This window comes from Acinetobacter sp. BWR-L5 (assembly GCF_039655985.1).
GTDB lineage: Bacteria > Pseudomonadota > Gammaproteobacteria > Pseudomonadales > Moraxellaceae > Acinetobacter > Acinetobacter johnsonii.
The window spans coordinates 26,545-40,451 of the sequence record NZ_JAGFEV010000005.1; the positions used below are offsets into that span (position 1 = coordinate 26,545).

Genomic DNA, 13,907 nt, shown 5'->3' on the forward strand with positions numbered 1-13,907 from the left:
CCATGACAGACGTTGCTATGGAAAACCAAACTGTAGATAAAAAGCCGAACAAATTTGCGATGCTAATTTCCTGCCTATTGGCCTTTCCACTTGCAGCGGTGTTGTTAGTGCATCCTGCTGCTATGTTGGATGACAATGGTCACTATAGCCACAGTGCGCTGATGTATATCATGATTGGTATATCAGGTGGCTTTATCCACGGAGTCGGGTTCGTGCCACGCCACTGGATTTGGAAATGGCTGTTTAGCCCGTTTCTATCGTGGCCACTGATGATCTGGGGTTATTACACTTGGTTCTTCAGTTAAATAAAAAAGCCCTCATTTACTGAGGGCTTTTTTATGGTCCGCTATTCGTGGATTCTACATTTCAGCCATGACGCCAATAATGCCATTAATAATCATATCTACCGCAATCGTTCCAATCAGTAAGGCCGACAGTCGTCCGACAATATCAACATAACGGTCAATATATTTGGCATGCTTATAACGCAAATGGTCATGCGCAAATTTCATTAAAATCATCAAACCACAGGTCAACGCCAAAGTCAGGAAAATAATCATGGCTGCGCCGCTGATTGGCAGTGCCATACCTGTCACCACAGCAGCACTGATGGTTCCTGGGCCAATCATAAAAGGCATGGCAATGGTTCCTGCCAAATGCTCAGGCGCACCACGCATTTCACCAATGGTATCTGCCCCCTGAAACACGTAACGATAACCAATCACCAAGAAGATCAGACCACCAAATATTTGAAAGGCTTCAAAGCGTACATTTAAATATTTACTAAAAATCGCTTCTCCACCCCATGCAAACAGCATAAATACTATAAAGGCAATGAGACAGCCCTGAATCAAGGCCTTATTAAACACTTTAGCTTCGGAGTTCCGAATCATGCCAATCATGTAAATACTCATTAAAAACGGATTCAGCAATGAGAAAAACAAAGCAAAAGCATGTAAATATGAGGTCAACATGGTTCCTCCTAATTATCCTTGAGGGTCTGGAAATAAGGGACGATTCCCTGGACTGATTCGATTGATATGTAAGAAGGTCATGTGACGCTCATAACGATCCAGCACATCATTAATCACTTGCTCTTTGGTATAACCAACAAGGTCGTTGCCTTGAGAACCTTCATACAAATAAGTTTCAAGACGGTAGTAGAAGCGTTTACCTAGTTTGCCACGCTCACTAAAGGTCGGCGCGATATAACGTACTGGCCAAATTTGATAGACAAAGTTTTGTTCTTCTTCCAAATGTATCATCAAATCTAAATGATACAGATTAGGATCTTCTTCTAGCGCACTCTCTTGAACACTGATGTCGATACCTCGTTTTTGCATTTCCTCTGCAACCGCCATCACAGCCGGTCGGCAGATGTCATCGAGCATACGCCGAGTATCAGTTGTTCCTGGATGGTGCATGACTCGGGACAAACGTTTTTTCCAGTTGAGGATGTCGACATTGCCCACCACGGGTGCGGCATTTAAACTGCTACTGGCTTGTCGGTAGTCTTCTAACCGCAGTGATTTATACAATCCTGCCATCACCAAGAACATCACAAAACTAAACGGCAACCCCATAATGATTGTGGCGTTTTGTAGTGCCGTTACTCCGTTAGCCATCAACATTGCAAGGGTTAATAAACCAATGGCTATAGCCCAAAACACGCTCAACCATCGCGGTGCATCATGGTCGACATTGGTAAATTGAGTGGTGAAATTTCCCAATACCAGTGCACCAGAGTCCGCCGAGGTCACATAAAATAGTAAACCAGTAATTGTGGCTACACCTGCAATAAATGGAAACCATGGATACTGAGCCAGCAAGTCATAAAAACCATGTGCAGGGTTGGCAATGACACTTTGTGCAAGGGCTAAGTTACCATCAAAAATCACACTATGTAGTGCACTATTTCCAAAAATTGATAACCACGTAAGTGTGAAAAACAGAGGAATAATGAGAGTTCCACTAACAAACTCACGGATGGTTCGACCACGTGAAATACGTGCTAAAAACAAACCTACAAAAGGTGACCAAGCCACCCACCATGCCCAAAAGAACAATGTCCAACTGTTCATCCATTCTTTGGGTTGTTGAAAGGCAAAACTTTCCAAAGTCATACTTGGAAAACGGTTAATGTAGTCCCCAATATTTTGCACAAAAGCATTCAGTAAAAATTCGGTATTGCCTAAAAACAAAATAAACAGCATCAACCCGACAGAAACATAAATATTGATCTCGGAGAGAACTCGCAGTCCCTTATTCACCCCTGAAGTCACTGAAATAATGGTCATTCCCACCGCAACCACAATTAATGCGGTTTGCATCCAGAGGTTTTCGGGTAAATCGAACAACACATGTAAGCCATAGTTCAGCTGTACTACCCCGATCCCGCAGGTCGTGGCAATACCAAAAATAGTCCCGATGACCGCAGCGGTATCAACACTATGACCGATCGGCCCATGAATCTTATTGCCAAAGATCGGATATAAAGCAGAGCGAATGGTCAGTGGTAAGTTATAGCGATAACTAAAATACCCTAATGCCATGCCAATCAAGGCATACATACACCATCCAGTTAGACCATAGTGAAATAGCGTCCACACCATGCCTTGACGTGCAGCTTCTAAGGTCTGCCCCTCACCCACAGGTGGATGCATATAGTGGGATAAAGGTTCCGCCACCGAGAAGAACATTAAATCGATGCCGATCCCAGCTGAGAACAACATTGCAGACCAACTTAAAAGACTAAATTCAGGTTTGGAATGTTTGGGGCCTAATTTGATGTTGCCGTAGCGAGAACAGGCAATAAAAATGACAAAGACCATATACAAAGTCGCTGCGAGTAAGTAATACCAACTAAAAGTTGAACTCACCCACGCCAAGACTGTATTTAAGGTTCGGTTGGCAAAGTCATTAAACAAAATGGTGGTAATAGAAAAAATTAAAATAATGAGAGCTGAAATATAAAAGACCACACCATTTAAACGGTCTTTAGGCGCTAATGTTTGATCATCAACTGCTCTTGGATTATCTGTCGCCATACAATCCTCAAGAAAGTAAATAAAAAAAGACAAAAGCCAATTTTTAAACTTCTCGTGGTCGAGAGCTTAAAAATCGACTAACGAAAACGACAGTATTTTTATCAGAAATAAAAACGCTATCTTCTTTAAACCTGAAGGTTTAAATCATTTATGCGGTGCATTTGCTACACAGTTTTAAAATGTGAGCCACCCTTGTTCATCGATATTTTGATAGAAATCTTACACATATCTCCCTTCAACATGACTATAAGAGCTTTCTCCACTCGAAAAAAGTATAAAACCGTAAGCCTATAGCTCATCAGCTCACTTTTCTGAATGATGTTCTGCAATTAAACCCTTATGGCACATCCTTTTGATAAATAAAAAGTTATGTCGAATACTCAAAGCAATTTAGCAGTATTTTGCTTTGAATTTAACCATAAGTGTACTTTTTATTGATTGAACGTTCAATCAATAAAAAGTATCATAAAAAAATGCTATGATGCTTTCCATGTAAGTTATTGAATCTAACGCCTTTAAATTTAAGAAAATTGTTCTGGATTGTCATGAATAAACGTAGAGTAAAACCTGAGCATGAGCGCCGTGAAGAAATCATTAATGCTGCCTATGCAGTCATTTATGAGGTGGGCTTATCCAACACCACCATTGCTCAAATTGCGAAAAAAGCACAGCTTTCTACGGGCATTGTGAGCCATTATTTTGGTGATAAACAAGGTCTCATTCACAGTTGCATGCGCCAAATGCTGAATGTCTTAGCCGAGACCACGGCGAGCTATAAAGCAAAGGTGGCGCAACCCAGTCCAGAACATTTACTCAAAGCCATTATTGATGCCAACTTTGACATCAGTCAGGTCAACAACACTGCTATGCGGGTTTGGCTCGATTTTTGGTCTGCCAGTATGCACCTATCCGACTTAGGTCGACTGCAACGAATCAATGACCAACGTCTTTATTCAAATTTGAAGTTTTATTTCTTGCAGCTCATGCCGAAGTCACAGGCAAGCCAAGCCGCTAAAGGGCTAGCAGCACTGATTGATGGATTATGGTTACGTGGAAGTTTAAGTGGTCATCAAGCATTTGATCGTGATTTGGCACGTTCTATTGCATACGACTATGTCGATATGCAACTTCGCTTAATTCAACAGATACGGCAGGAACAACAAAATGAATAATGTACAGCTTCACCCGCTTTATATTCACGGACAATATTTCAGTGCTACCAGTGGTCAAACCTTTGACAGTATCAATCCTGCTACAGGTCAGGTCATTGCCACTATTCAGCAAGCCTCTAAAGCTGATGTCGATGCAGCCGTGCAAAGTGCTTTACAAGGGCAACGCGAATGGGCTGCCAAAACTGCGGTCGAACGTGCCCGTATTTTACGTCGTGCAGTCGATATTTTACGCACTCGTAATGACGAGTTAGCTCGCCTAGAAACACTGGATACAGGTAAAGCGTTCAGTGAAACCTCTACTGTCGATATTGTCACTGGTGCAGACGTTTTAGAGTACTACTCAGGACTTGCAACTGCCATTCAAGGTGAACAAGTGCCACTACGTGAAAGTAGTTTTTTCTACACGCGCCGTGAACCTTTAGGTGTAGTGGCAGGGATTGGCGCTTGGAATTATCCAATCCAAATTGCACTTTGGAAATCAGCTCCTGCCCTCGCTGCTGGGAATGCCATGATTTTTAAACCCAGCGAAGTGACCCCTCTTACCGCCTTAAAGTTAGCAGAGATCTATAATGAAGCAGGCGTACCTGCTGGTGTTTTCAACGTGGTACAAGGTTTTGGTGCTGACGTGGGTCAATGGTTGACTGAACACCCAGATATCCAAAAAATTTCGTTCACAGGTGGTGTGGCAACGGGTAAAAAGGTCATGGCCAGTGCTGCGGCTTCTAGTCTCAAAGAAGTCACCATGGAGCTCGGTGGCAAATCACCTCTGATTATTTGTGCCGATGCCAACCTTGATCGCGCAGCCGATATTGCGGTGATGGCGAACTTCTTTAGCTCAGGTCAAGTATGTACCAATGGCACCCGTGTGTTTGTACCACAAACCCTCAAGGCTGCATTTGAACAGGCTGTGATTGAACGTGTCAAACGTATCCGTATAGGTGACCCTATGCAGGCTGAAACCAACTTTGGACCTTTAGTCAGCTTTCCGCATATGGAAAAAGTCTTGTCTTATATTGAGTCGGGCAAACAACAAGGTGCGACCTTATTGACTGGTGGACAACGTGCCACTGAAGCAGCGCTTGCTCAGGGCGCATATGTATTACCGACCGTGTTCACCGACTGTCATGACGACATGCACATTGTGCAAGATGAAATCTTTGGTCCGGTCATGAGCATTTTAAGCTATGACAGTATTGAAGAAGCTATTCAACGTGCCAACAACACCAGTTATGGTTTAGCTGCGGGTGTGGTAACACAAGATATTTCCCAAGCGCATCGCATTATTCATCAGCTTGAGGCAGGGATTTGCTGGATCAATACATGGGGCGAATCCCCTGCTGAGATGCCTGTAGGGGGTTATAAACAGTCAGGAGTCGGACGTGAAAATGGCATCACCACACTTGAACACTATACCCGTATCAAATCGGTTCAAGTTGAACTGGGTGAATACCAAAGTATTTTTTAAAGTCTGAATTTTAACTATCTAAATCCTTACTTCCTTTTTATTTATTCTTTTTTTCATCCTCAACTCAACATGTGGCCACGTTCTCATGCAACGTGGTCCTGCCATAGAAAAAGGATCATTATGCATTCTCAACACTACGATTATATTATTATTGGTGCAGGTTCTGCGGGTAACGTACTGGCTGCTCGTTTAACAGAAGACCCCGATGTTTCGGTACTGTTACTCGAAGCAGGTGGTCCTGATTATCGTCTCGACTTCCGTACCCAGATGCCTGCTGCCTTAGCCTATCCCTTGCAAGGTCGTCGTTATAACTGGGCGTATTTAACCGACCCAGAACCTCATATGAATAACCGCCGCATGGAATGTGGTCGTGGCAAAGGCTTAGGCGGCTCATCCCTAATTAATGGCATGTGCTATATCCGTGGTAATGCCATGGACTTAGAACAATGGGCCAGCTTGAAAGGCCTTGAAGACTGGAGCTATGCGGACTGTCTGCCTTATTACAAAAAAGCTGAAACCCGTGATATTGGTGGCAATGACTATCATGGCGATGCTGGCCCTGTTTGTGTCGCCACACCTAAAGCAGACAATAACGTGTTATTCCACGCCATGGTTGAAGCGGGTGTGCAAGCAGGCTATCCACGCACTGATGACTTAAATGGTTATCAACAAGAAGGTTTCGGCCCAATGGATCGAACCGTAACCCCCAAAGGTCGACGCTCAAGCACAGCACGTGGCTATTTAGATATGGCCAAAGGCCGAGCGAATCTAACCATTATCACCCACGCCATGACCAATCAAATTTTGTTAAATGGCAAACAAGCGATTGGTGTTGAATATATTCAAGGTGCTAATCAAAACAACTTGCTTCAGGTCTATGCCAATAAAGAAGTTCTACTTTGTGCAGGGGCGATAGCATCACCGCAAATTTTGCAACGTTCAGGTGTGGGTTCAAGCACCTTACTTCAATCTCTCGACATTCCAGTCGTGCATGACTTACCGGGTGTCGGTGAAAACCTGCAAGACCATTTAGAAATGTACTTACAATATAAGTGTAAGCAACCTGTTTCTCTCTACCCTGCTTTAAAATGGCAAAATCAACCTGCAATTGGTGCAGAGTGGTTGTTTAACGGAACAGGGATTGGAGCAAGCAACCAGTTTGAAGCAGGTGGCTTTATTCGATCCTCCAAAGAGTTTGCTTGGCCAAATATTCAATACCACTTCTTGCCTGTTGCAATTAACTATAATGGCAGTAATGCCGTCAAAGAGCATGGATTCCAAGCCCATGTCGGTTCGATGCGCTCACCTTCACGCGGTCGAGTACAGGTGACATCTAAAAACCCTTTCGACCATCCAAGTATTTTATTTAACTACATGTCGACAGAACAAGACTGGCAGGAATTTCGTGACGCGATTCGAATCACCCGCGAAATCATGCAGCAACCTGCGCTTGATCCTTACCGTGGCGAAGAAATCAGTCCCGGAAAAGATGTGAGTAGCGATGCTGAATTAGACGAATTTGTACGTAATCACGCCGAAACGGCTTATCATCCATCCTGTAGTTGTAAAATGGGTGAAGATGATATGGCGGTAGTTGATGGACAAGGTCGCGTGCATGGCCTGCAAAGTTTACGTGTGGTGGATGCATCAATTATGCCGCTGATTATCACGGGTAACTTAAATGCAACCACCATTATGATGGCTGAAAAAATCGCGGATCAAATCCGTGGCCGCACAGCCCTACCTCGTTCTCATGCACCTTTTTATCAAGCTGAAACTGAATAAGTTTTAATAGCTCAGCACCTGACTTTAATTATCTTTAAAATAAAAAGGTCAGGTGATTATTCATTTTTTCTTAAACAACCATGCTGCGTTTTGTATACATAATGCTATTTCTATTAGTATCCAATTTATTCATTTTAGCTTTTAAAATATTGAATGCCTGTATATATATTCAACATCAATATCTTAATTATCAAATCTTAACAAGAATAAAAACCAATAAAAACAATGATTAATCTTACACATCACTCATATTTATAGTTCAACCCAACCCATTTACAATAAAAATTACTAAGTCAATACATATTTAGTCTAAAATATTCATAAATCAGGACTGTGTGATAGGCTCAAAACTTATATTTTTGTGCGCTTTTCAGCTTTTAAGTATTACTTCAACTATACCAAGCTGGTCATTTATAAGCAGCTCTATCATTCTTCTTATTTTTTTATTCTTTTCGCTATAAAGCGATCCAAAACCTGCTCCCCAAGGTCATAATCGCATGAACAAATTCTTAAAATACCTTTTGGTATTAATCGTACTGCTTATTATTGCAGTCGTAATTTTCTTATTTAGACCCGTCACGTCTAAAAAAATCCAAACCACCAGCAATGAGCCTGTTGTTGACGCAGTCTTAGTCGGCGGTGGGATCATGAGTGCAACTTTAGGCACATATCTAAGCGAGCTTGAGCCAAACTGGCAAATTCGCATGTATGAACGCCTAGACAATGTTGCACAAGAAAGCTCAAACGGCTTCAACAATGCTGGCACAGGCCACTCTGGCTTTATGGAAATGAACTATACCTCTGAAAAAGATGGAAAAATGGACATTTCTAAAGCTGTGAACGTTGCGGAACAATTTGAAGTTGCAAAACAGTTCTGGTCTTATCAGGTGAAAGAAGGCGTTTTGGGTCAACCAAATAGCTTTATCAACCCTGTACCGCACATTGCCTTCGTTTGGGGCGATAACGTGAATTTCCTCGAAAAACGTTATGCTGCAATGGTTAAAAACCCAATGTTCTATGGCATGAAATTCTCTGAGAATCCTGCTGAAATTAAACAATGGGCACCATTGGTAATGAATGGCCGCGATGCTGCACAGAAAGTAGCTGCAACACGCATGGATGTAGGTTCGGATGTGAACTATGGTTCGATCACCACTCAATTGGTCGATCACCTTAAAAAACAATCTAACTTCAAACTACAAACATCGACTGAAGTGACTGGCATTAGCCAAAACGATGATAAAACTTGGACGGTTGCATTTAAAAACCTCACCACAGGTAAAACAGATCACGTGAAAACGCGCTTTGTCTTTATTGGTGCAGGCGGTGCAGCGGTTAAGCTTTTACAAATGACAGGCTTACCAGAAGCGAAGCAATATGCTGGCTTCCCTGTAGGTGGCGTGTTCTTAATGACCGACAACCCGAAAGTCACTGAAGGTCATACTGCAAAAGTTTATGGTCGTGCTGAATTAGGCGCGCCTCCAATGTCTGTTCCACATATTGATACACGTTATATCGACGGTAAAAAATATGTATTATTTGGCCCATTTGCGACTTATTCAAACAAGTTCTTAAAACAAGGTTCTCAGCTTGATTTATTGAAATCAACCACGAAGAACAACGTTTTACCAATGACTGCTGTTGGTATGGAAAATCTTGATTTGGTGAAATACTTAGTTAGCCAAGTAATGATGACCGATGCCGACCGTTTTAATGAATTGAAAAAATACTACCCTGATGCAAAACCAGAAGACTGGCGCATGAATCAAGGTGGTCAACGTGTTCAAATCATTAAGAAAGAACCAGGTAAACCTGCAAGCTTGCAATTTGGTACCGAGATTTTTGCGTCACAAGATGGTGCTGTGACTGCTCTATTAGGTGCTTCACCAGGTGCTTCGACCTCTCCTTACATTATGTTGAGCTTGCTTGAGAAAGCATTCCCACAACAAGTAGAAGGTAAATGGAATCCGAAATTACATGAAATTGTAAAATCGTACCAACAAGAACTCAGCACCAATCCTGTTCTTCTTGACCAAGTTCGCCAATACACCAGCACAACCTTGGGTTTGAAATATACACCTATGGCTAAGGCTGCAAATGACGAAACTGTTGCGGTAGCAAAAGCACAGTAATTTGCTTTAAACCCTAAAAAGGATGGACTTTGCGCCATCCTTTTTTTAATTCATATTTGAAACCATTCTGTTTATGTCGCTTTTCCATTCCGACGCTTTTTTGGCTTTTCGTTCACGTGATTTTTCACTTCTGAGTATCAATCAGTTGTGCTTAATTCTTGCCATCATGATTCAAGAAGTCGTCATTGCCTACAGCGTCTACCAACTCACTCAGAATCCACTGAGTCTTGGCATGATTGCCTTAATTGAGTTACTTCCATTTATTTTCCTCTCCCTTATTAGTGGCGACTGGGCTGACCGCTATAACCGACAAAAAATTGTGCAGTGGAGTTTTAGCTGTAGCACCCTAATTCCCTTATTATTTATTGTTCTTTTTTCTCAATACCAACAACAGCACATTCAACAAAATACACTTTTATACGGCATTTATAGCCTCATCTTTTGCTTAGGTATACTTAGAGGTATTTACAGTCCATCTTTTAATTCATTACGCCCTTTTCTAACCCCAGAGTCAGCCTATAGCAATGCAGCCACATGGACTGCCCTCATTTGGCAAATGGGCGGCATTTTAGCGCCCTTATGCGCAGGACTTTTACTCGGCCAACTTGGGCTTAAAAAAACCCTCTTGATTGTTTTTTTCTTGTGTTGCGTGGGTAGCATCTGCTTATTCGGATTAAGCGCTCGCGACTTCCCTAGCACGCATAAACAACATTTAAGCAAAAGCTTAAAAGAGGCCTATTTATTTATCTTTAAACATCCACTGATGTTTTGGAGTATGTTGCTGGATCTCAGCGCCATGCTTTTTTGTAGTGTCATTATCTTACTGCCTATTTTTGCACAGGATATCCTTCATCTAGGCGTTGAAGGCCTAGGTATACTCAGAGCAGCACCAGCCATTGGCGCCTGTATCATGATGTTGATGTTGACCTGTTATTCTCCGATGCAAAATGCATGGAGAAACATGCTCTATAGTAGTTTTGCAATTGCTTTGTGTACTTTAGCCTTCGCACTATCCCCCCATATTTGGCTCTCAGTCTTCTTCCTTGTTTTGATTGGCGCCTTTGATAGCATCAGCATGATCATTCGACAAACTTTATTACAGCAACTCCCCCCAAAAGCACTATTAGGACGTGTAGCAGCTTTAAATGGCATCTTAGTGACTTCAGGTAATCAACTCGGTGCCCTACACATGAGCCTGATGACGCGCTATTTTTCTGTGGTGCCAGCAGTACTTATTGGCGGGACGCTGTGTTTAATAATCTGTGGTCTAAGCTCTACTCGTACGCGACATTTACTCAACCCATCTCCAACACAACAAAAACATGTCACCGTCACAAGAATCAAATAGCATGTTAAGCTTCAAATCTCCTTTTAATATGATGTGAGTTTTCAATAGAGCAAATTATGAAACAGATTCTCCCCTTTTCACACACTCTCTATGTCAAACTCTATTCTTTCGTACTATCCATGTTGTTGGCTTATTGCCTATTCAATGCAATCTATAGTGTGATTATTGGTGGAAAAAGTGCATACCTTTTCAGTAGTCTGATTTTAATATTTCAAACAATTACTGTTTTTAAAGCATCTGTAAATAAAAAGATCTATAACTACATGGGATTGATTGGACTCATTCTAATTCTGATTTATCTCAATCATTGGATGTTTCTTTCTCAGTATGAAAGTATTGCCATTCTTCCCTCAGTCATACTCACCGCACTTAGCTTAGGCTATTTTTCACAGCAGCACTTGCATTTAAATCTATTGAAGGCGGCTTTAATTTTTGGGCTTTTAGTATTAGCCTATACGCAATACCATGACTTGAATACTCTACAAAACTATTATAATAGCCTGCATACAGGTGAAACATGGCAGCAATATGGTGCTTTATAAAGATCAAAAAAACCGTTAGAGTTTTCTTCTTATTTTAAGCACAAAAAAGCCAGCAATATCGCTGGCTTAATTCTTTTAGACTTTAGCGATGAGTATGAATTGACATCACGATGCCCATGCTGGCCAGCATGGTAATCACCGCGGTTCCACCATAACTCATCAGTGGCAATGGATCACCTGTTACAGGTAAAATCCCACTGACCATCCCCGAGTTTAACAACACAAAGAAGAAGAACGTTAAGCCCACAGCACCCGCATATAATCGCCCAAAATTATGAAAGCTGTTCATACCAATAATTAAACAACGAATGATAATGGCTGCAAACAAACTAAACAGCAAGAACACCCCAATAAAGCCAAACTCTTCCGCATACGTCGACATAATGAAGTCGGTATGGTGCTCAGGCAAATACCCCAAATGTGACTGTGTGCCTTCTGTGAAACCCTTCCCCATTAAGCCACCTGAACCAATGGCAATTTTGGATTGGATAATATTCCAACCCGCACCCAATGCATCCGACTCTGGATCAAATAAAGTGAGCACTCGCTTTTTTTGGTACTCTTGCAAAAAGAACATCCAAAGTAAGGGAGCGACAACAGCCAACGCACCGCAGGCCAAAGCAATAAGCCGCCAAGAAATACCGCTGAGGAAAATGACGCACACACCAGGAATCAAGAGACCTAGGTTTAAGTCGGGCTGTAAAGCTGCCAATAAAAACGGCAACATCATAATACCCAACGAAATCACAATATGCATAAACTTCGGCGGGAATGCACGACCTGCAAAGTACCATGCCATCATCAAAGGCATGGCAAACTTCATAAACTCAGAAGGCTGCATACTACCAATACCCGGTAGACTAATCCAACGTCTGGCTCCCATGCGGGTTTCGCCCACCACCAAGACCAATACCATTAAAATCACAGCAAAGATGAAAAAATAAGGACTAATGGCCTGATAGACTTTGGGAGGGATTTGCGCACAGATAATCATCACAATGAAGCCCACAGCAAAGCTTGTGGCTTGGCGAAACACCATACCCATATCTTGCGCTGAAGCACTATAAATGACCAACAATCCCAACACGGCATTTAAAATCAGAAAGCATAAAAGCCATGGATCTAAATGCAATTTAGCCCAGCGAGATGAGTCATGTTTAATGCTTCTACCGTCACGTAAAGACTGACGTAAAAAACGATACTGCTGTGATGGTATCATTTGCGTAAATTGAATGAGCTAAAGACAGGGCAAATTATAAGTTCAAAGTGTTTTAGATAACATCATTCAAACCCATATTTCTGTAGTTTTAGCTCAATAAATCTAAATAATTTTTATTGTGCCGCCAAAATCAGGCGCGCAAGCTCAAGGTCATCTGGATAGGTAATTTTAATATTATCGGAGCGTCCTTGTACGACTTGAACCTTTTCACCCACAAACTCTAAAGCACTAGCTTCATCTGTAATTAAGGCTTGTGCCTCTAGTGCATGTTCAATTGCTTTTTTCAGTACCCCCAGTTTAGCAATCTGCGGGGTTTGTGCCTGCCAAAGCTGTGAACGGTCAATGGTTTCTTGAATATCTTGCGCTAAAACCACACGCTTTAAAGTATCTCTAACAGGTATAGCTAAAATCGCCCCTGTATTGGACTGAATAGCAGTATCAACCAGTCTCACTAAACAATCCTGCGTGACACATGGACGTGCTGCATCATGCACAAAGACCCAGTCGTCAGCATCAGCGATTGTGGCAAGATAGTTGAGCGCATTAAGCACTGAGTCTACACGCTCAGCACCACCTTCACAAAAATGTGCTTTTTCTATGTTGGTAAAAGGCAAGCTTTGAGCAACATCATCATCTAAACCAATCGCCAAAACATAGCCCTGCAATGGCAATTGATTAAGACGTGAAACCGTATGTTCAAGTACGGTCTTTTGTCCAATCATTTGATATTGTTTTAGTTCAGTTTTAGAAAAGCGACTACCCGAGCCAGCAGCAGGAATAATAGCCCACAATTTATGGGGTAGCTGGAGGGGTTTCAGGCTCATCGTCTTCATTGGTTCGCAAATCAATTTGGGCGTTAGGATCAATATAAACAGGCTTATATTGAGTACTGATGGTACTCATTTGAATAAACGTTTCTCGAGGTTTGATTAAACCTAAGTCCAAGCGCGCATGCTCTTCAATGGCTTCAATACCATTTTTCAAATCATACACTTCAGCCGCCAAGACGCGATTACGTTCTTTTAAGTCGTTATTAATTTCAGTTTGTTGTTGGATTTTTTGTGTGAGTTGTAAATGGTCTTGATAACCACCCTCACCAAACCAGTATAAATACTGAAACCCTGCGATCAAAATGATCGCAAGGCCTAGTAGTACTTTACTCATCAACGAGTCGAATACATTGAACATTGACATCAG

12 protein-coding genes are annotated in these 13,907 nt (G+C 41.9%); 7 read left to right on the forward strand and 5 right to left on the reverse strand.

Translation table 11 applies throughout. The annotated features are described in order from the left end of the window. The first annotated feature begins 2 nt into the window (after nt 1-2). Complete coding sequence (locus JZ787_RS10030; RefSeq protein ID WP_004696655.1) at nt 3-305, forward strand: cyd operon YbgE family protein; 303 nt, start codon at nt 3-5, stop codon at nt 303-305. A 54-nt stretch (nt 306-359) separates the two neighbouring features. On the opposite strand, the gene JZ787_RS10035 is transcribed toward JZ787_RS10030, so the two are convergent. Together JZ787_RS10035 and JZ787_RS10040 are read right to left on the reverse strand one after the other, a co-directional pair. Continuing rightward, the gene (locus tag JZ787_RS10035) at nt 360-974 is read right to left on the reverse strand and encodes a MarC family protein (protein WP_004981851.1); all 615 of its coding nucleotides are present in this window, start codon (nt 972-974) and stop codon (nt 360-362) included. A 12-nt stretch (nt 975-986) separates the two neighbouring features. Continuing rightward, nucleotides 987-3,047 carry a choline transporter gene (locus JZ787_RS10040; protein ID WP_218288376.1) on the reverse strand — a complete coding sequence of 687 codons (2,061 nt, stop codon included), beginning with the start codon at nt 3,045-3,047 and terminating at the stop codon, nt 987-989. A gap of 545 nt (nt 3,048-3,592) precedes the next feature. Here JZ787_RS10040 and betI point away from each other — a divergent pair. The 6 genes from betI (at nt 3,593) to JZ787_RS10070 (ending at nt 11,491) form a co-directional block, all read left to right on the forward strand. Further along, nucleotides 3,593-4,219, forward strand: a complete 627-nt coding sequence (gene betI, locus JZ787_RS10045; RefSeq protein ID WP_218288375.1) for a transcriptional regulator BetI — start codon at nt 3,593-3,595, stop codon at nt 4,217-4,219. After that, nucleotides 4,212-5,684, forward strand: coding sequence for a betaine-aldehyde dehydrogenase (gene betB, locus JZ787_RS10050; protein WP_346312224.1), 1,473 nt, complete (start codon nt 4,212-4,214; stop codon nt 5,682-5,684). The genes betI and betB overlap by 8 nt, the downstream gene beginning before the upstream one ends. Before the next feature lie 120 nt (nt 5,685-5,804). After that, the gene (gene betA / locus JZ787_RS10055) at nt 5,805-7,469 is read left to right on the forward strand and encodes a choline dehydrogenase (RefSeq protein WP_346312225.1); all 1,665 of its coding nucleotides are present in this window, start codon (nt 5,805-5,807) and stop codon (nt 7,467-7,469) included. A 497-nt stretch (nt 7,470-7,966) separates the two neighbouring features. Beyond that, nucleotides 7,967-9,601: a malate dehydrogenase (quinone) gene (gene mqo / locus JZ787_RS10060; RefSeq protein ID WP_184119112.1), complete on the forward strand. Its 1,635-nt coding sequence runs from the start codon at nt 7,967-7,969 to the stop codon at nt 9,599-9,601. Between the two features lie 73 nt (nt 9,602-9,674). Then, nucleotides 9,675-10,949 (forward strand): MFS transporter, encoded by a 1,275-nt coding sequence (locus JZ787_RS10065; protein WP_346312226.1) that lies wholly within the window; start codon nt 9,675-9,677, stop codon nt 10,947-10,949. A 56-nt stretch (nt 10,950-11,005) separates the two neighbouring features. After that, nucleotides 11,006-11,491 carry a hypothetical protein gene (locus JZ787_RS10070; RefSeq protein WP_168158817.1) on the forward strand — a complete coding sequence of 162 codons (486 nt, stop codon included), beginning with the start codon at nt 11,006-11,008 and terminating at the stop codon, nt 11,489-11,491. Nucleotides 11,492-11,573: 82 nt separating this feature from the next. Here JZ787_RS10070 and rodA read toward each other — a convergent pair whose 3' ends face one another. The 3 genes from rodA to JZ787_RS10085 form a co-directional block, all read right to left on the reverse strand. Continuing rightward, entirely contained in the window at nt 11,574-12,710 is a 1,137-nt protein-coding gene (gene rodA, locus JZ787_RS10075; protein WP_004696637.1) for a rod shape-determining protein RodA, read from the reverse strand. A 113-nt stretch (nt 12,711-12,823) separates the two neighbouring features. Further along, complete coding sequence (ispD, locus tag JZ787_RS10080; protein WP_168158818.1) at nt 12,824-13,543, reverse strand: 2-C-methyl-D-erythritol 4-phosphate cytidylyltransferase; 720 nt, start codon at nt 13,541-13,543, stop codon at nt 12,824-12,826. Next, nucleotides 13,503-13,898: a septum formation initiator family protein gene (locus JZ787_RS10085; protein ID WP_005401054.1), complete on the reverse strand. Its 396-nt coding sequence runs from the start codon at nt 13,896-13,898 to the stop codon at nt 13,503-13,505. The genes ispD and JZ787_RS10085 overlap by 41 nt, the downstream gene beginning before the upstream one ends. Nucleotides 13,899-13,907 lie beyond the last annotated feature (9 nt).